General features: G+C 65.4%; 21 protein-coding genes and 1 tRNA gene. 18 read left to right on the top strand and 4 right to left on the bottom strand.

Annotated features, from left to right (window positions below):
• The first annotated feature begins 49 nt into the window (after positions 1–49).
• The 16 genes from phaR (at position 50) to AC1DYM_RS15880 (ending at position 11,713) form a co-directional block, all read left to right on the top strand.
• Positions 50–553 (top strand): polyhydroxyalkanoate synthesis repressor PhaR, encoded by a 504-nt coding sequence (gene phaR, locus AC1DYM_RS15955; RefSeq protein WP_046966621.1) that lies wholly within the window; start codon positions 50–52, stop codon positions 551–553.
• Positions 554–644: 91 nt separating this feature from the next.
• Positions 645–2,024 (top strand): FAD-dependent oxidoreductase, encoded by a 1,380-nt coding sequence (locus AC1DYM_RS15950; RefSeq protein ID WP_477339954.1) that lies wholly within the window; start codon positions 645–647, stop codon positions 2,022–2,024.
• Positions 2,025–2,115: 91 nt separating this feature from the next.
• Positions 2,116–2,751: a cytochrome c biogenesis heme-transporting ATPase CcmA gene (gene ccmA / locus AC1DYM_RS15945; RefSeq protein WP_477339952.1), complete on the top strand. Its 636-nt coding sequence runs from the start codon at positions 2,116–2,118 to the stop codon at positions 2,749–2,751.
• The gene (gene ccmB / locus AC1DYM_RS15940) at positions 2,748–3,434 is read left to right on the top strand and encodes a heme exporter protein CcmB (protein WP_477339950.1); all 687 of its coding nucleotides are present in this window, start codon (positions 2,748–2,750) and stop codon (positions 3,432–3,434) included. Before ccmA ends, ccmB begins: the two co-directional genes overlap by 4 nt.
• Before the next feature lie 66 nt (positions 3,435–3,500).
• Positions 3,501–4,268: a heme ABC transporter permease gene (locus AC1DYM_RS15935; RefSeq protein WP_477339948.1), complete on the top strand. Its 768-nt coding sequence runs from the start codon at positions 3,501–3,503 to the stop codon at positions 4,266–4,268.
• Positions 4,265–4,465 (top strand): heme exporter protein CcmD, encoded by a 201-nt coding sequence (gene ccmD / locus AC1DYM_RS15930; protein WP_046966616.1) that lies wholly within the window; start codon positions 4,265–4,267, stop codon positions 4,463–4,465. The genes AC1DYM_RS15935 and ccmD overlap by 4 nt, the downstream gene beginning before the upstream one ends.
• A complete protein-coding gene (gene ccmE / locus AC1DYM_RS15925; RefSeq protein ID WP_046966615.1) occupies positions 4,449–4,916 on the top strand; it encodes a cytochrome c maturation protein CcmE in 468 nt (155 codons plus the stop codon). The genes ccmD and ccmE overlap by 17 nt, the downstream gene beginning before the upstream one ends.
• A complete protein-coding gene (locus AC1DYM_RS15920; RefSeq protein WP_477339945.1) occupies positions 4,913–6,892 on the top strand; it encodes a heme lyase CcmF/NrfE family subunit in 1,980 nt (659 codons plus the stop codon). The genes ccmE and AC1DYM_RS15920 overlap by 4 nt, the downstream gene beginning before the upstream one ends.
• Positions 6,889–7,431 (top strand): DsbE family thiol:disulfide interchange protein, encoded by a 543-nt coding sequence (locus AC1DYM_RS15915; RefSeq protein ID WP_046966613.1) that lies wholly within the window; start codon positions 6,889–6,891, stop codon positions 7,429–7,431. Before AC1DYM_RS15920 ends, AC1DYM_RS15915 begins: the two co-directional genes overlap by 4 nt.
• On the top strand, positions 7,431–7,871 hold the full coding sequence (locus AC1DYM_RS15910) for a cytochrome c-type biogenesis protein (RefSeq protein WP_477339943.1): 441 nt from the start codon (positions 7,431–7,433) through the stop codon (positions 7,869–7,871). Before AC1DYM_RS15915 ends, AC1DYM_RS15910 begins: the two co-directional genes overlap by 1 nt.
• Positions 7,868–8,539: a tetratricopeptide repeat protein gene (locus AC1DYM_RS15905; protein ID WP_477339941.1), complete on the top strand. Its 672-nt coding sequence runs from the start codon at positions 7,868–7,870 to the stop codon at positions 8,537–8,539. Before AC1DYM_RS15910 ends, AC1DYM_RS15905 begins: the two co-directional genes overlap by 4 nt.
• A 55-nt stretch (positions 8,540–8,594) precedes the next feature.
• Complete coding sequence (gene metX / locus AC1DYM_RS15900) at positions 8,595–9,698, top strand: homoserine O-acetyltransferase MetX (RefSeq protein WP_477339939.1); 1,104 nt, start codon at positions 8,595–8,597, stop codon at positions 9,696–9,698.
• 64 nt (positions 9,699–9,762) lie between these two features.
• On the top strand, positions 9,763–10,341 hold the full coding sequence (locus AC1DYM_RS15895) for a cysteine dioxygenase family protein (RefSeq protein ID WP_477339937.1): 579 nt from the start codon (positions 9,763–9,765) through the stop codon (positions 10,339–10,341).
• A gap of 24 nt (positions 10,342–10,365) precedes the next feature.
• Positions 10,366–10,452, top strand: a tRNA-Leu gene (locus tag AC1DYM_RS15890).
• Between the two features lie 238 nt (positions 10,453–10,690).
• On the top strand, positions 10,691–11,146 hold the full coding sequence (locus AC1DYM_RS15885) for a hypothetical protein (RefSeq protein WP_477339935.1): 456 nt from the start codon (positions 10,691–10,693) through the stop codon (positions 11,144–11,146).
• A gap of 279 nt (positions 11,147–11,425) precedes the next feature.
• Positions 11,426–11,713, top strand: coding sequence for a hypothetical protein (locus tag AC1DYM_RS15880; protein ID WP_477339933.1), 288 nt, complete (start codon positions 11,426–11,428; stop codon positions 11,711–11,713).
• Between the two features lie 28 nt (positions 11,714–11,741).
• Here the strand turns inward: AC1DYM_RS15880 and AC1DYM_RS15875 are convergent, their stop codons facing one another.
• Together AC1DYM_RS15875 and AC1DYM_RS15870 are read right to left on the bottom strand one after the other, a co-directional pair.
• Positions 11,742–12,482 carry an SDR family oxidoreductase gene (locus tag AC1DYM_RS15875; protein ID WP_477339931.1) on the bottom strand — a complete coding sequence of 247 codons (741 nt, stop codon included), beginning with the start codon at positions 12,480–12,482 and terminating at the stop codon, positions 11,742–11,744.
• 134 nt (positions 12,483–12,616) lie between these two features.
• Complete coding sequence (locus AC1DYM_RS15870) at positions 12,617–13,201, bottom strand: TetR/AcrR family transcriptional regulator (protein ID WP_477339929.1); 585 nt, start codon at positions 13,199–13,201, stop codon at positions 12,617–12,619.
• An 83-nt stretch (positions 13,202–13,284) separates the two neighbouring features.
• On the opposite strand from AC1DYM_RS15870, the gene AC1DYM_RS15865 reads away from it, so the two are divergent.
• Complete coding sequence (locus AC1DYM_RS15865; RefSeq protein ID WP_477339927.1) at positions 13,285–14,490, top strand: GAF domain-containing sensor histidine kinase; 1,206 nt, start codon at positions 13,285–13,287, stop codon at positions 14,488–14,490.
• A gap of 3 nt (positions 14,491–14,493) precedes the next feature.
• Here the strand turns inward: AC1DYM_RS15865 and AC1DYM_RS15860 are convergent, their stop codons facing one another.
• Both AC1DYM_RS15860 and AC1DYM_RS15855 read right to left on the bottom strand, forming a co-directional pair.
• Positions 14,494–14,838 carry a hypothetical protein gene (locus AC1DYM_RS15860; RefSeq protein WP_477339925.1) on the bottom strand — a complete coding sequence of 115 codons (345 nt, stop codon included), beginning with the start codon at positions 14,836–14,838 and terminating at the stop codon, positions 14,494–14,496.
• Between the two features lie 105 nt (positions 14,839–14,943).
• Entirely contained in the window at positions 14,944–16,899 is a 1,956-nt protein-coding gene (locus AC1DYM_RS15855; RefSeq protein WP_477339923.1) for a formylglycine-generating enzyme family protein, read from the bottom strand.
• A gap of 111 nt (positions 16,900–17,010) precedes the next feature.
• On the opposite strand from AC1DYM_RS15855, the gene rnd reads away from it, so the two are divergent.
• A complete protein-coding gene (gene rnd / locus AC1DYM_RS15850; RefSeq protein ID WP_477339921.1) occupies positions 17,011–18,129 on the top strand; it encodes a ribonuclease D in 1,119 nt (372 codons plus the stop codon).
• Positions 18,130–18,229: the final 100 nt, after the last annotated feature.

The raw sequence follows: 18,229 nt of genomic DNA, 5'->3' as shown, positions 1-18,229 counted from the left end.
CCCTTTCGGCAACTGGTGCGGCGCAATACCTCGTGGTAGCTTTCGCCGCATGGCACAAACCCTACGCATCATTAAGAAGTATCCGAACCGCCGTCTCTACGACACGGAGATCTCGAGCTACATCACGCTGGAGGAAGTCCGTCAGCTGGTGCTCGATGGGGAGAACTTCGAAGTCCGTGACGCCAAGTCGGGCGAGGATCTGACGCGCTCCGTCCTTCTGCAGATCATTGCGGAACACGAGGAGCATGGTCAGCCGATGCTTTCCCCGCAGTTGCTGTCGCACATCATCCGCTTCTACGGCGACTCGCTGCAGGGCTTCATGGGGCCGTATCTGGAGCGCAGCCTGCAGGTCTTCCTCGACCAGCAGCAGCAGTTCCGTACGCAGCTGAACAGCCTGATGGGCCAGACCCCCTGGTCGATGCTCAACGAGATGACCGAACGCAACCTCGACGTATGGAAGTCGATGCAGCGCGGCTTCCTCGATGCGGCCACGGCGAAGCCGGCCGAACCTGTCACGCGGACCACCCGCCCGACGGGCAAGAAAGCCAGCTAATCCTGACGCTGCGCCGCGGGCTTGCCCCCAGCGGCGCTGCGGCGCACGATGCGCTGCCCTGCAATATCGCGCCCCCGAAACCAGGCCGCCCATGCCCCGTAACGACATCGCCGTGGTCGGCGCCGGATTGGTCGGCGCCCTGGTTGCCACCTTGCTCACCCAGCGCGGTTTTCGCGTCACGGTTTACGAGAAGCGCTCCGATCCTCGCCGCGCCGGCTTCCAGGGCGGCCGATCGATCAACCTCGCCCTGGCCGAACGCGGCCTGCACGCCCTGCGAGCGACGGGCCTGGCCGATAAGGTGCTCGAACAGGCCGTTATGATGCGCGGCCGCATGGTCCATGACCCCGCCGGCCACAGCGGCCTGCAGCGCTACGGCGTGGACGATTCGGAAGTCATCTGGTCGGTCTCGCGAGGCGGCCTGAACACCCTCATGCTCGACGCCGCCGAAGCGGCCGGTGCGACGGTCCACTTCGACCAGGGCCTGGCCTCGGCCGACCTCGACGCCGGCACGCTCACCCTGAGTGACCCTCAGGGCGAGCTACGCACGGTCGATGCGCCGGTGGTGATCGGCGCCGATGGTGCGGGTTCCGCCCTGCGTGCCGCGATGCACCTGCATTCGCCCCTGGGCGAGCGCATCGAGGAGCTCGGCCACGGCTACAAGGAACTGGAGATCCCGCCGCGCGCGGACGCCTCCGGCCCCTTCGCGATCGAGCGCAACGCATTGCATATCTGGCCGCGCGGTCACTACATGTGCATCGCCCTGCCGAACCGCGAGGGCAGCTTCACGGTCACCCTGTTCCTGCCTAATGAAGGCGAGCATCCGAGCTTCCGCAGCATCGCGGGTGCCGGCGCCGCCGAAGCCTTCTTCCGTGCTGATTTCCCCGATGCGCTGGCCCTGATGCCGGAGTTCGCCACCGACTGGGCGGCCCATCCGGTCGGCACGCTGGCCACGCTGTACCTGGATCGCTGGCATATCGGCGGTCGCGCGCTCCTGATCGGCGATGCCGCGCATGCCATGGTGCCGTTCCATGGCCAGGGCATGAACTGCGGGTTCGAAGATGCGGCCGACCTCGCCGACCTTTTCGCCGCGCAGCCGGATGATGCCGCGGCGGTGTTCGCCGCGTTCGAGCAACGACGCAAGCCGAATGCGGATGCGATCGCGCGCATGGCGCTGGAAAACTACGTGGAGATGCGTGATTCCGTCGCGGATCCGCATTACCTGCGCAAGCGCGAACTCGGCGGATTGCTGGCCGAGTGCTCGCCGACGCACTACCTGCCGCGGTATCGCATGGTGACCTTTACGCATCTGCCGTATCGGTATGCGCTGGAACGTGGGCAGGCGCAGGATGTGCTGGTGGAGCAATTGTTGAAGGGGCACGAGTCGGTGGCGGACGTCGATCTCGACGCCGCGGTGCGGGCGCTGGAGGCTACGTTACCGCCGTTGCCTGCGCAGGCGTTTGAGCGGGGGTGAGGGGCGGGTACCAACCGCGTCGCTAGCACCCTTCGCCGATGAATCGGCTCCTACCTAGAGCAGTATCCGACATAGAGCAGTATCCGACTCGATGATTTCTTCGCCCGACAATAACGCCCTGCTCGAAGCGCGAGGCTTGTGCTTCCTGCGTCAGGATGAGCCGGTGTTCGGGCCGATCGACTTCGCGCTGCATGGCGGCGAGATCGCCCTGGTCGAGGGTGATAACGGCAGTGGCAAGACGACGCTGATGCGCGTGCTCACCGGCATGCTCCGACCCGGGGAGGGCGAGGTGCTGCTCGACGGCGCGCCCTTCTCTCTCGATACGGTGGCTGGTGCCGTGGTGTTCCTGGGTCATCACCTGGGGCTCAAAGTCGACATGACACCGCGCGAGAACCTGCACCTCGCGGCAGGCCTGTACGGCAGACGCAACGGGACCGACGAAAGCGCCGTGCTCCGCGAGGTCGGTCTCGCAGGCTACGAAGACGAGCCCGTGCGCCAGCTCTCGGCCGGACAGAAAAAGCGTGCCGCCCTTGCCCGCCTGCTCCTGCTGCCGGCTCGCGTGTGGCTGCTCGACGAGCCCTACGCCAATCTCGATCGCGACGGCATCGCGCTGGTGAATCGCCTGCTCGAGCAGCACGCCGCGCGAGGCGGTGCCGCCCTGGTGACCAGCCACGGCGCGGTCAGCTTCGCGGGCGGCGAGCCGCGTCGCATCCGGTTGCACGCATGACGCCCGGCAGCACGTCCGCCGCCTGCGCCGCGCTGCTGCGACGCGACCTGACGCTGGCCTGGCGGCGTCGTGGCGATATCGCCATGCCCGTGCTCTACGCGGTGATCGTCACTACCCTGTTCCCGTTTGCCATCGGTCCGGAGCCGGCCCTGCTGGCCCGCATCGCGGGTGGCGTGGTGTTCGTCATCGTGCTGCTGGCCATCCTGCTTTCGCTGGACCATCTTTTCCGCGGCGACATCGAGGATGGCTCGATGGAGCTGCTGATGCTGGCTCCGCAGCCGCTGGCCCTGTTGGTGGGCATGAAGATCCTCGCACACTGGATCACGTCGTCCTTGCCGTTGATCGTCGTCGCACCGGTGCTCGCCAGCATGCTGAAGTTGCCGCCCGAGGCCATGCCGGTGCTGGTGATCGCGCTGCTTCTGTCGACACCGCTCCTGTGCCTGCTCGGCGCGGTGCTGGTCGCGCTGACGGCCGGGTCCAGACGCTCTGGTATGCTTCTGGCGCTCATGTTGTTGCCGCTGTGCGTACCGGTCGTGATCTTCGCCGCCGGGGCTCTGGCCGCCGCGCAGGAGGGTTTGCCCTGGGTCGCGCCGATCGCCTGGCTGGGCGCTGGCCTTGCCATGGCGCTCGTCCTCGCACCGCTGGCCTGCGCCGCCGCGCTTCGCATCGCCATGGACACATGAACGCACGCAACCGTGGGGGCCGATTCGCGGACTCACGGTGTCCGAACGCATGGTTGACAGGTAACGATGGCTAACTGGGTTCCCCTCTGGCTTCACCGCCTCGGCTCGCCGCCGGTGTTCTACCGGTTCGCCGGTGCCGTGCGCCCGTGGGCGTTCGGCCTGGCGCTGCTGCTCGGCGCCGTGGCGCTGTACGGCGGCCTCGTGCTGGCGCCGGCGGATTACCAGCAGGGCGATGCGTACCGGATCATCTTTATCCATGTTCCCAGTGCCTGGATGAGCCTGTTCATCTACGGCGCGATGGCGGTCGCCGCCTTCGTCGGCCTCGTCTGGCGGATCAAGATCGCCGAGGTCGTGGCGATGGAATCCGCACCGGTCGGCGCCGCCTTCACCCTGATCACGCTGGTGACCGGTTCGCTCTGGGGCAAGCCCATGTGGGGCACCTGGTGGACCTGGGACGCCCGACTCACCTCCGAACTGGTGTTGCTCTTCATCTACCTGGGCATCATCGGCCTGTATCACTCGTTCGAGGATCGCCGCCAGGGTGCACGCGCCGCCGCCTTCCTGGTCCTGGTCGGCGCGGTAAACGTGCCGATCGTGCATTTCTCGGTGAACTGGTGGAACACGTTGCACCAGGGCTCGACCGTGCGCCTGCTCGGCCCGTCGCATATCGAGGCGAGCATGCTCTGGCCCCTGCTGACCATGATGGCCGCGACCAAGTGCTACTACGTGGCCAGCCTGTTTGCGCGCGTGCGCGCCGACCTCATCGCCTCCGAAGGTGGCAAGGCCTGGGTGCGCGAGATCGCACTCGGCCAGCCCGGGAACGACACCGCATGAGCCAGTTCCTCGCCATGGGCGGTTACGGTTCTTACGTGTGGACCGCTTTCGCCACCTTCCTCATCGTCCTCCTCATCGACACGCTGGCCCCGTTGGCCCGGCGCCGCCGCAACCTGCGCGAACTTCGCGCACGGCTCGCGCGCCAGGAAAACCGCCGCCGTCCCGGAACCCCGCCAAGCAATGAATCCAACGCGTAAACGTCGCCTCGCCATCGTGATCTCCGTCATCGCCGCCGCCGTCGTGGCGATCGGCCTGACCGTGTTCGCCCTGCAGCGGAACATGAGTTACCTGTTCACCCCGAGCCAGGTGCAGGAAGGCCAGGCCACGCAATACACGAGCTTCCGTCTCGGCGGCATGGTCAAGGCTGGCTCCATCCAGCGCGCCACCAGCAGCTTGCGCGTGAGCTTCATCGTGATCGATGCCGACGGCGCCATGCCCGTCGAATACACCGGCATCCTTCCCGACCTGTTCCGCGACAACCAGTCGGTGATCGCCACCGGTCGCATGGACAGTGGGCGTTTCATCGCCAGCGAGGTCCTCGCCAAGCATGACGAGAACTACATGCCCAAGGAGCTCAAGGACGCCATGGCCAAGGCCCACCAGAACAAGAAGATCGACGACACCGCGATGAAGGACACCCCGAAGTGATCCCCGAGCTCGGCCAGTTCGCCCTTGTCCTCGCGCTGCTCCTCGCCATCGCGCAGGGCGTGCTGCCGATCATCGGCGCCTGGCGCAACAACGCCGCGCTGATCGCCATCGCGCGTCCCGCCGCCGCCGGCCAGGGTGTGTTCGTCTTCGCCGCGATGGCGATCCTGATCTACGCGTTCCTGACCTACGACTTCTCGGTGGCCTATGTCGCCGACAACTCGAACCTCGCCCTGCCCTGGTACTACCGCGTCACCGCGGTATGGGGCGCGCACGAAGGCTCGATGCTGCTCTGGGTGTTCATCCTCAACGTGTGGTCGGTGGCGCTGGCCGCCCTGAGCCGTCACCTACCGCCGGCCTTCCTCGCCCGCGTTCTGGGTGTGCTCGGCCTTATCGGCGTCGGTTTCCTCGCCTTCATCCTGTTCACCTCCAACCCCTTCCTGCGCGAGCTGCCGATGCCCGCCGATGGCGGCGACCTCAATCCGGTGCTGCAGGACCCGGGCATGACCTTCCATCCGCCCGTGCTCTACATGGGCTACGTGGGCTTCTCGGTCGCCTTCGCATTCTCGATCGCCGCCTTGCTCGGCGGCGGCATGGAGCAGGCCTGGGTACGCTGGGCACGGCCATGGACCAATGTCGCGTGGGCGTTCCTCACCCTGGGCATCGTCGCCGGTAGCTGGTGGGCGTATGCCGAGCTCGGCTGGGGTGGTTGGTGGTTCTGGGATCCGGTCGAGAACGCCTCGTTCATGCCGTGGCTGGTCGGTGTCGCCTTGATTCATGCGCAGGCCGTGACCGAGAAGCGCGGCTCGTTGCCCGCCTGGACCATCCTGCTTTCGTTGTTCGCGTTCTCGCTGTCGTTGCTCGGCACCTTCCTGGTCCGCTCGGGCGTGCTGACCTCGGTCCACGCGTTCGCGTCCGATCCGCGTCGCGGCCTGTACATCCTCGGCTTCCTGATCATCGTCATCGGCGGTTCGTTGTTGCTCTATGCGATCCGCGCGCCGAAGGTCGCCACCGGTAAACCGTTCGCGCCGTTGTCCCGGGAGACCGGGATCATGGTGGCGAACCTGCTCTTCACCACGGCAGCCGCCATGGTGTTGCTCGGCACGTTGTTCCCCCTCATCGGCGATGCGCTGAACCTCGGTCGCGTCTCCGTCGGGCCGCCTTACTTCGGCTTCCTGTTCGTGCTGCTGATGGCGCCCGCGGTGCTGCTGCTGCCGTTCGGACCGTATCTGCGCTGGGGCCGGGCCGAAGGCAGTCAGCTGACGACCGTCGCCCTGCGCGCCGGTATCGCCGCGATCATCTGCGCGATCGTCGCGGCGTTCTTCGCGCAGGGCCACCTGCGCGCGATCGCCGGTATCGCGGGCGCGGTGTGGGTGGCGGCCGGCACCCTGTCGTACGTGATCAAGCGGTGGCGCGAGATGCCGCGCGGTCGCCGCTTCCCGGCCGAGATGGCCGGCATGCTGCTCGCGCATACGGGCGTCGCGATCTTCCTGATTGGCGTGATGCTGTCCGAATCGCTGAGCGTCGAACGCGACGTTCGCCTCGAGCCGGGCCAGACGGAATCGGTAGGCGGCTACGATTTCCGTTTCGACGGTGTCGAGGAAACCACGGGACCGAACTGGCGCGCCGACGAAGGCATCGTCGCGATCCTTCGCGATGGCAAGACGCTCGCGACGATGCACCCGCAGAAGCGCACGTATTCGCGCGGCCAGGTGCAGACCGAATCGGCGATCGATGCCGGCCTGTTCCGCGATATCTACGTCGCCCTCGGTGAACCGATGGAAGCGACCAACGTGAAAGGTGCCTGGGCCTTGCGCCTGTACCACAAGCCCTTCGTGCGCTGGATCTGGCTGGGTGGCCTCTTCATGATGGCGGGCGGCTTCCTGGCGGCCGGCGAACGCCGCTTCCGCGCCAAGCGGGCGCCATCGACCGAAACCACGACGACCGTCGTCGTGCCGCCGAAGGCATCGCTCGCATGAGTCGCCTTCTGCCCTTGTTCGGTTTCCTCGTGCTGGTCGGTCTGTTCGGCTTCGGCATCTGGTGGAACACGCAACATGACCAGCATGAGATCGTCTCGCCGCTGATCGACAAGCCCGCGCCGGCATTCGCCCTGCCCGTCCTCGACGACGCAGGCCGCACGGTCAGCAAGGCGTCGCTGCTCGGCAAGCCCTACTTCCTCAACGTGTTCGCCAGCTGGTGCATCGAATGCGTGCACGAGCATCCGCTGCTGATGACCGAGGTGAAGCAGCTCGGCCTGCCCCTCGTCGGCTTCAACTACAAGGACGATCCGCAGGCAGCGACGGCATGGCTCGCCGAGCACGGCAATCCTTTCGACGTCATCGTCGCCGATCGCGAAGGCCGGAGCGCCATCGACTTCGGCGTGTACGCCGCGCCCGAGACCTTCCTGGTCGATGCCAAGGGTGTGATCCGCTATAAACGCATCGGGCCCATCACGCCCGAGGTGATCGACCGGGAAATCCGACCGGCGTTGGCTGCGCTGGCCAAGGAAGCGCCGTGATGCCTCGCTGGTTTCTCATGCTCGCGTTGATCGTCCTGCCCGCGCTGGGTGCTGCGCAGGCGATTCAGCCGCTGCCGTTCCGCGATCATGCGGAAGAAGTTCGCTTCCAGCATCTCAGCGCCGAACTGCGTTGCCCGATGTGCCAGAACGAGACCCTCGCCGACTCCAATGCGCCGATCGCGCACGACCTTCGTCGCCAGGTGTTCGAGATGATCCAGGCGGGCAAGAGCGACGACGAGATCAAGGCCTTCCTCGTCGATCGCTATTCGCAGTTCGTGCTCTATAAACCACCGGTCGAGCCGAGCACCTGGCTGCTCTGGTTCGGCCCGCTCGTCCTGCTTGCCATCGGCGCCATCGTCGTTGCCGTGCAGGTGCGACGCCGCGCTCGTCAGGCACCCGCCGACACGACGCCGATCAACGACACCGGGGACGATTGGTGACCTACGCGTTCTATCTCGCCGCCGGGGCCATGCTGGCCCTTGCGCTGGCCCTGCTCCTGGTTCCGATCGTTCGCCATGGCCGTCGCCACGGTCGCTCGCGCGGTGTGTTCGCCCTGCTGGTCGCGATAGCCGTCGTCGTGCCCGTGGCCAGCGTGGGCCTCTATGCGCTGGTCGGTACGCCGTCGACGCTCGGTGGCGTCGAGCCGGCGAAGGAAATGGACGTCGGCGAAGCCATCACGGCCCTGCGTGCGCGCCTGAAGGAACATCCCGAGGACGCCCAGGGATGGCTCCTGCTCGGCCAGACTTTCACCATGCTCAAGCAGCCGGCCGACGCGCGCGACGCCTTTGACGGCGCCCTCAAGGCCGATCCGACCAACGGCGCGGCGATGGTCGGCTGGGCCGAGGCCGATTCGCTGGTCCGCGACGATCACCGCATCGAAGGTCGCGCTCTCGACCTGCTCCAGGCCGCCGTCGCCGCCAACCCGCAGAACCAACGCGCGCTCTGGCTACTCGGCATCAGCCAGTTCCAGCACGAGAAGTACACCGACGCGTCGGCGACATGGAAGACCCTGCAGCCGATGCTCGATCCCGATTCGAACGTGGCCCACGCCGTCGCCGAACAAATCGCACAGGCCGACAAGCGCGCGGCGGCCGGCGCAGGCAAGTAAGCGCGACACCCGTCACCCGTGGCACCATGACGGGTATCGAGTGAAGGATCTTTCCATGGGTGACGCACGCCGCTACCACGCGCTTTCCTCGCCGTTCCGCATGAAGCGCGGCGGCCAACTCCACGGCGCACGCGTCGCCTACGAAACCTGGGGCACGCTGGATGCCGCGCGTGGTAACGCCGTGCTGATCCTTACCGGCCTTTCGCCGAGCGCGCATGCCGCCGCCAACGCCGAGGATCCGACGCCAGGCTGGTGGGACGACATGATCGGCCCCGGCAAGGCCTTCGACACCGATCGCTACTTCGTCATCTGCGTGAACTCGTTGGGCAGCGACAAGGGCTCGACCTGCCCGGCGTCGATCGACCCGGCGACGGGCGAGGCGTATCGACTGACCTTCCCCGAACTCTCGCTGGAAGACGTCGCCAACGCCGCTTACGAAGCCGTGACCGGGCTCGATATCACCGAGCTGGCCTGCCTGGTCGGTTGTTCGATGGGCGGCATGAGCGCACTGGCGTATATGCTGCTGCACCCGGGCTCGGCGCGCACCCACCTGAGCGTCGACACCGCACCGCAGGCTCAGCCGTTCGCCATCGCCATCCGTTCGCTGCAGCGCGAGGCGATCCGCCTGGATCCCCATTGGAACGAAGGCCGCTACGACGACGAGCGCTGGCCGGAACACGGCATGAGCATCGCCCGCAAGCTAGGCGTCATCACGTATCGCTCGGCCATGGAATGGAACGGGCGTTTCGCACGCATCCGCCTGGACCCGGAGCAGCGCGAGGAAAACGAGCCCTTCGGCTTCGAGTTCCAAGTGGAGTCCTACCTCGAAGGGCACGCGCGCCGTTTCAATCGCCAGTTCGACCCGAACAGCTACCTCTACCTGTCGCGCGCCAGCGACTGGTTCGACATCTCCGAATACGGCGACGGCGACGTGATGCGCGGCCTGGGCCGGATCCAGGTCGAGCGCGCCATGGTCATTGGCGTCAGCACGGACATCCTGTTCCCCCTGGAACAGCAGGAAACCATCGCCGAGGGGCTGGAAGCGGCCGGCGCCAGGGTGGAGTTCATCGCCCTGGATTCCCCTCAGGGCCACGATGCCTTCCTCGTCGACATCGAAAACTACAGCCGGGCCATCGGCGGCTTTCTCGGCTCGCTTTGACCCCTTTTGCTATGATTGGGGCCGAACGGCGTCCCCACGCCACCGCCATCCAGAGGTTCCAGCCATGATCACGGTCGACTTTCCGGGCAGCCGCAAGCTCATCGATGCCATCGATGCCTCGGTGGCCCAGGCAAGCACTCCGGCGATCACCGACGCCCTGCGCAACGCGCTGTGTCGTCTGATCCGCTCCGAAGAAGTGAAGCTGCCCGAGTGCGTATTCGAAATGGCCGGCGACCACTACGCCCGCCGCGAGCTCTACCGCAGTGACGACCATGGCTACAGCGTCATCGCCATGACCTGGGGTCCGGGTCAGGGCACGCTCATCCACGATCACAGCGGCATGTGGTGCGTCGAAGGTGTCTGGGCCGGTTCGCTCGAGATCGTCCAGTACGAATTGGGCGATCACGAAGCCGAGCGCTACCACTTCCGCCCCGTCGGTTCGATCCAGGCAGGCCCCGGCTCGGCCGGCAGCCTCATCCCGCCGCACGAGTACCACACCATCCGCAATCCCAGCGAGGATTCGGTCGCGGTCAGCCTGCACATCTATTCGGGCCGCATGACGCAGTGTGCCGTGTTCAAACCCGAAGGCGACGACTGGTACCAGCGTACCGAACGCCAGCTGGGTCTCGACCAGGTCCACTGATTCACGCATAATGCGTGGCCCCATGCCGAAATGGCGGAACCGGTAGACGCGGCGGACTCAAAATCCGTTTGTAGTGATACAGTGAGGGTTCGAGTCCCTCTTTCGGCACCAGACACGAAAATCAGGGGTTGGTAAGCAATTCGACCGATCTCCAGAACCCGCCCTAACCGGCGGGTTTTTTGTTGTTCGCACTCGCACCACGGCCCGCTGGTATCGAAGAACGGCGTCTTTCTGGCCTGATAGCCAACCGGTTCCATCGGCGTCTATCCTACTCGCCACTCATGCAGGCTCGGCCGTGGCCGACGGCCTTTTCATATCATCTGCCGCACGTTCACAAAGATGCGATTCCATGACTATCCAAGTTCACGGTAAGGCACGCAGATGTGCTGTGAGGATGCTCCTTTCCTTTGCGCTTTCCATCTTTCTCATGGGCTCAGCCAGTGCTCAGGCCGCTGAGAGCCAAGGCACCACTGTCTTCCTGAGGCTCCCGGTGAAGCAAGCGAAGGCGTTTGGCCCGATCGAAAGCATCCATGTGGAGGTCGCCTGCAGCTGGATATCCGGACTGAAGAACGTTCCCGATCTCTATAACATCCGGATGGGATACGACATGCCCACAGTCAACATGTTCGACGCCGACCCTCGTCTTGGTGCCGCTGCTGTTGGACTCGCCGCATGGGATGGAGTCATCGGGGTTCGTATCCCGCCCGATGCCGACGCAAGGTCGTGTTTCAAGGTAACCGTCTCAGTCGGAGGCAGGTCGGGGAAATTTGAGACGTGGACGGGGCGACAGTTAGGATTGCCCTGACATCGGGCGACGCCGCTTCGGCTGGAGTCCTTATTCATGCGATCGCTCGATGATTGGAGACCAGACAGCGACCTCCGAAGCGGATTCCAAAGTCTTCGATTGTTCTCATTGAACCCGCCCTTCCGGCGGGTTTTTTGTTGGCTGCGGTGCGCGCCGAGCACATCCCCAACGCAGACGGCGCAAGGCCTGGCGACTCATGCCGCACAAGGACGACTGATAATGCGTTGCCCTGGACGTAGGATGTTCGGTTGGTAAATCACCGCGCACGAAAGGAACTACGTGACATCGACCGATCACGAGTGCAGTTGCCGCAGGCAGCACCCCAAGACCATCGCCCGCGTCGATACCCGTAACGCGGGATTGGAAGAGTTCGACCGTGCATGTAAAAGATTCGACGATATCTTGGAGAAGATGCGTCACCTTCCAACAAAGCGTTTCGTGAACGTGTTGGCGTGCGTCTGGCTCGTCGCACTGTTTGCCGCCACGGCCGCCATCCACATTACGGTTCTTCATATCGTCGCCGAGCGCGATGCCGCGGCAGCCGTCGGCGCCTCGAGAAGAAAATAGGCGCCGACAAACCCAAGATATCCGCGCCTCAGGACAGAAAACCACCATCGACCGTCAGGCTCGCACCCGTCGTAAAACGAGCCTCCGGGCCCGCAAGGTAAGCAACCAGCGCCGCCACTTCATCGGCCTTGCCCATCCGACCCAACGGAATCAGCGGCAAGACCAGGTCTTCGACGTAGGCAGGATTCATATCCGTGGCGATGGGACCTGGCTGCACGTTATTGACGGTAATACCGCGTGGGCCGAGGTCTCGCGCGAAGCCGCGGGTCATCGACTTGATCGCACCTTTCGATGCGCTGTAGATCGCCGTACCGGGGAAGCCGCTGCGGTCGGCAACGATGCTGCCTACCGTGATCACACTGCCACCCTCGCCCATGTGTTTCACCGCTGCTCGCGTACCTGCGTAGACCGCGCGCACGTTGATGGCGAAGACGCGGTCGAACTCCTCGACCGGCAGATCGTCGATCGGGCCGTGGGTAATCACGCCGGCGTTGTTGACGAGGATGTCGAGCCGCCCATGCCGAGCCGCCGCCGCATCGATCGCGGCCCCGAGTGCATTCGCATCGGCACTGTCGGCCCGCACCGCTGCCGCCTGACCACCCGCCGCCGCCACGTCGGCGACGAGCGCATCAGCGGCCGTTGACGCCGACGCGTATGTGAACGTGACGCTGGCGCCCTGCAAGGCAAGTCGACGGACGATGGCTGCACCGATGCCACGCGACCCACCGGTGACGAAGGCGATCTTTCCCTCAAGCGGACGTGTGTTCATATGGTCTCCAGTTATGGATTGATTGATCAATTAAAGGTCAGAAAAAAGCGAGGCATGACCCTCGCACTGGGAGCTGGCTGACCAACAACACCCCAATCATAGCAAATAACGGACTGATCATTCCACAACTTGATTCAGGGCGGCGTCAACGCCCGTAACGCGACACTTACGATCCCATGCAAGACCGCCCGCGAGGCCCCGCCGCGAGCCGCGACCTTCAGGCCCGACAGCGTCGCCAGCAGGAACTGAGCGGCGGCGGCAGGATCGAGGTCGCTGGCGAGCTCACCCCTTTCGATGCCGTCACGCAGCCGGCTCTCGAAGGCCAGCAGGGTACGGTGACCGACCGCATCCGTCACCGCACGAACGTCGGGCTCCGTGGTGCCGAATTCCGTGACGGCATGGATGCCCAGGCACGCCGGGGCGGCGCCTGAAACAGCGTCGTCCACGAAGCCCAGTAGTGCGCGCTCGATGCCTTCGAGCACGGCGTCGGTGGCAAACATGGCTGACAGCGTCGCGCCGGTGCTGTCGTCCGAATACCGGCGCAGAGCCTCGATGTACAGGCGCCGCTTGTCGCCGAACGTGTCGTACAGGCTCTGCCGCCCGATCTTCATGGCCTCCAGCAACATCGGGGTCGATGTGCCCTCGAACCCGTGGGCGGCGAAGACCTCGATCGCCCGCTGGAGTGCCGTATCGCGGTCGAATTCACGTGGACGTGCCATGCCTGATCACTTCTGGATCGAAAAGTCCACAAAATCTTAGCACGATCATGGCCTCGCCCCGCCGCAGCGGCTAGACTGCAGCCATGAGTGACGCCGGGGCCACGTTGCAAGAAGACATCGAAGCATCGATCGAAGCGATATCTCGCCTGTCGGTCGTGCCACGCATCCTCGATGCCGTGGTTCGCGCCACCGGCATGCGCTTCGCCGCCGTAGCCCGGGTCACGGAGAACCGCTGGACGGCCTGTGCCGTGCGCGACGATCTCGGGTTCGGCCTGAAACCGGGCGAGGACCTCGTTCTGGAAACCACCATCTGCAACGACATCCGTTCGCACCCCCAGCCGGTGGTATTCGGTCACGCCAGCGAACACCCTATCTACTCGAAGCATCACACGCCGAAACACTACGGGCTGGAGAGCTACGCCTCGGTCCCCATCTTCACGGTGGGCGGCGAGTTTTTCGGCACCCTGTGCGCCATCGATTCGCGCCCGGTGTCCCTCGACGAAGAACAACTCGCCACGGAGATGATTCTCTATGGCGAGTTGATTGCCACCCAGATGGCTCTCGAGGGCCGCGTCGAACACGCCGAGCGCGCGCTGCGCACTTCCGTCGACGAAGGGGTGCTGCGCGAGCAGTTCCTCGCCGTGGTCGGCCATGACCTGCGCAGCCCCTTGCAGGCGGCCGGCATGGCAGCCGAAGCGTTGTCCGGCATGGACCTGCCGCCGCGGGCCGGACGCCTTGCCAGCGTGGTCACCGCCAGCACGAAACGCATGGCCGACCTGATCGACGACATCATGGATTTCGCACGCGCACGCCTGGCATCGGGCATTCCGGTCGCCCAATTGGATCAGGGCAACCTGGGCGCCCTGATCGGTCGGGTGGTGGCCGAGGTAGCCGCCGCGCATCCCGCCGTACGGATTGCCTGCGACGTACACGTCCCGGACGCTCTTCGATTCGATCCGGTGCGCCTGCAACAGCTGTTCGCCAACCTGCTCAACAACGCCGTCGCACACGGCGATACGCGTCACCCCATCCGCGTCGACGGGCATGTCCAGGACGATCACATCGTGCTCGCGGTGACCAACTTCGGCACGCCGATCGATCTGGCGACCCAGGGCATGCTCTTCCAGCCGTTCTACCGCCCTGAGAGCGCGACGCCACGTCCTGGCCTCGGCCTCGGGCTGTATATCGCCTCGGAGATCGCGCGTGCCCATGACGGCACGCTCACTGTGTGTTCGAACACGGACGACGGTACCTGCTTCACGCTGCGCCTGCCCCTCGCGGGCATCTGAGCTTCAGCGCGCCGCACTCGCCGTCGGGTATTCGGTGGTGGTTTCGAACTCCGCGTAGGGCTGCCCGCTCTCCGCAAGGCTGGCCAGAGGCAGTCGTTCGGCAACGCCCATCAGGCGGGCGCGAAGTACGCTGACCTCACGCAGCTTCTCGGATGCCGCAAATGAGTATTGATCGGTCATTTCGAAGGCAGCGACGACGTTGCCGTCTTCGCTTCGCATGATCCAGGGGCGGCGAGCCGTGATCAGGCCCCCGCGCTGCATTGCCTCGTAGATCTCCAGCAGAATCGAAACAACCAGATCGGTGCGGCCCGGAAAAGGCCGATAGCCAACGATGATGGAGGTAGACACGTGCGGACCTCATGGCATTGGAGAGGCGACACCGCATTTGTAACCAGTAACGGTTCGGCGTCAAGCGTTACATGGAGCGGTTTCGGCAAACCTTCGCGACCGGCGTCACAGCTCGCGAACCACGCGGAATCCGACGCGTGCGCTGCGTAGATCCGCCTCGGCCCCCTGGCGGTAGGCGGAACGCACCATGTCCGGCGCACTGCCCCAGGAACCGCCACGGATCACACGCCGCGAACACCCCGGATTGACCCAGGATTCGCCCGTGCGCGGCGCGCGAATGTAGTTGTCGTGCCAGCAGTCGCCGACCCATTCGGACACGTTGCCACCCATGTCGTACAAGCCGAACGGATTCGGTGTGAAGCTCATGACGGGTGCCGGGCCCCAGTAACTGTCCTTGTAGCCGCCAAATGCGTTGCTCCAGCGCCGACCCGAGCCGGAACGGTCGTTACCGCCGGTGAGGTTCTCCACCCGCGAGGTAGGATTGTCGTTACCCCACCAGTAGCGCGTGGTGCTGCCGGCGCGTAGTGCGTATTCGAATTCGGCCTCGCTGGCGAGGCGGTACTTCTTGCCGGTGCGTTGCGACAGCCAGTCCGCGTAAGCCTTGGCGTCGTTCCAGGACACGTTGATGACCGGCAGGCGCTCCTGGCCGGGCTTGCCCGCGTAATCGTCTTGCCAGGTTGCCGCCGCATCGTCACGCAGGCCACCGCTTTGTTCGTCGTAGACGCTGCCGCCACCCAACGATTGCGACTGCGGGACGTAGCCGCTTGACCGGACAAAGTCGCGGAACTGGCCGATCGTCACGGCGCTGCGGCCCATGCCGACGCCCTTGTCGATCTGGACCTCGTGCGCAGGCGCCTCGTTCGTGTCGTGGCCTCGTTCGCCGTCCGGCGAGCCCATCATGAAGTGCCCGGTCGGCAGGACGACGAGGGCCGGTGCCTGCCCGGTCGAGTCGACGAAACGATCGGCGAAGACCTGACCCGGCTTGTAGCTCGCGTACAGACGGGCATTGGTCACCCGCTCGTTGAAGTCGTCGATGCCGGCGAGGTCGGGACTGATCTGCTGCGCCTTGGTCGCCAGTTGCTGGGCCAGTTCCAGATTGCCCGCATCCAGCGCGGAACGCGCCTGGGCGAGCATCGCCGAGCCGCTTTGGCGGCGCATGCCTTCGATGCGACCGCGCGTGTCCTGCAGCCCCTGCGATTCGGGCAGGATCGTCGCCGCTTCGGCCAGCGCGGCATCCGCCGCCGTGAAATCGTTCTGGGCGACAGCGGCCAGTGCCTTGTCGAGCACGACACGCTGGACCTGGATGATGCCCTGCTCCGCGACCGCATTGTCCGGATCCAGCTGGAGTACATCGCGATACGTGTCGAGCGCGCTGTCACCCTGGGGTCGGTCCGCCTTGCCTTCCTGAAGCTGGCTGGCGGCCTTGCCCAGCATCGGCCGCACCTTGTCGAGGAGGGCCAGTTTCTCCTGCAAGGGGCCGACTTCGGAGGCACTGGCTGGCAAGGCCTTCAGCGCGGCCAGTGCGTCACGGGCGGCATCGGCGTCGCCCAGGGCAATGTCCTGTTCGATTTCCGCCGCGAGCCGCGCACGCACTTCGTCCATGCCCCCTAGCGCCCGCTGACTGTCGGCCTTCTGCTTGAGCACGGCCATGAACATCGTGGCGGCGCTGTCCTTGCCACCCACAAGGCGATCCGCCTGCAAGGCCTTGTCCGCACGATCGAGCACGGCGGTCAGCTCGGGAGAATCCGGGGTCTTCTGCGCCGGGAGCGCGACTTCATCGGTTTTTTCACGTCGACGCGCGGCGATCACCGAAGCCGGTGCGAGCATGATGGGCGGTCCCGCATCGATTTCCGACACGATGGCCCCGGGCGCCGCCTGTGGACGCTGATCGAAACCCATCGTCGTGGGCTGCCCGCGTAGCGGCGAGTGGGCCGTGTTCTGACCTGGTTGCACGTGCAGCAATTGCGGAAAGAAGTGATAGAACAAGGCGAAACCGAGCACGGCCACACCCAGAGCTCCGCCAATGGCGCGCTGTCGGCGGACGGTTTCGGTGTTCGGCATGGTGGGCTGTTCCGTGCGGGCCTGCTATCGTGCGCTGCCACCTTAGAGAATCGCGTGCGGCAGGGCAACACGAACGTCGCACGCGCGCCATGCATGCACAAGGAAGCAGGAATGACATCGAGCGACCTCGCTCCCGCCGCACCGTGGATCGACAACCACGACGAACTGGCCACCTGGCTGGCCCCCGTCGGCCCGACCGACGTCGTCGGACTCGACACCGAGTTCATGAGGCGCAACACCTTCTACCCGCAACTCGCCCTGCTCCAGCTGGCCCACGAGGGCCGCTACGCCCTGATCGACCCGGTGGCGTTCCCGCTCGGTGACGTGCTCCGCCCGACATTCGCCGATAACCCCGTGGTCACGGTGATGCACAGCGCCGGCGAAGATCTCGAAGCCATGGCGCCGTTCCTGCCCGATGGCCCTCACACCTTGTTCGATACCCAGATCGCCGCGGCCTTCGTCGGCATGGGTCTGGGCATCAGCTACCGTGCGCTCGTCGCGGAGCTGGTCGGCGCTGAACTCGACAAAGGCGAGACGCGCAGCGATTGGCTGCAGCGTCCACTGACCGAGTCGCAGAAGCTCTACGCGACGCTCGATGTGGTCCACCTGCATCCCGTGCACGCCATCCTGAGTGAACGCCTGGTCGAGCGCGATCGCGCTGCCTGGCACGCCGAGGATTGCGCGCGGATGAAACGCCGTGCCAGCGAACGCGAAGGAGATCCACAGCCACAGCGCAGCTTCAAGAGTGCCGCGGATTGGACGCCCGAGAAGCAGGCCCTGCTACGCCGCGTGCTGCGCTGGCGTGAAACCAGTGCCCGCGAACTCGACAAGCCCCGCTCCTGGTTGCTCGAAGACGCGCAGGCGCTCGACCTCACCAGCAGCCTGCCCCGCGATGCCGCGAATCTCGACGAGCGCGTACGCGGTACCCGTGCCCTGCGTGCGCCGCAGCGCAAGGAACTGTTCGATCTACTCCAGCGCCCGCTGGAAGCCCATGAAATCGAATCGACCGCGTCGGTCGTCGGTCACCCCGTGGGCGACGCCAAGCGCGCCATCAATGAAATGCGCAGCGTGATCGACCTGCTCGCCACGCAACTCGATCTGCCGCCCGGCCTGCTCTGCTCACGCCGATCGATGGAGGAATACGTGATGACAGGCATATGGCCCGAAGCCCTCGAAGGCTGGCGCCGTGGTGTTCTCCATGAGCGCCTAGCTGGCCTGCTACCCGGCTAACCCATCCTCACCGCCGAATAAAAGAAGGTCGGTCCCTTACGGGCCCGACCTTTTTTTTGCCAGTCGCCGCTCTGGTAGGAGCCGATTCATCGGCGAACCC

Source organism: Luteibacter sp. P1_D3, from assembly GCF_056406135.1.
This window is presented reverse-complemented; position numbering and strand designations above follow the sequence as displayed.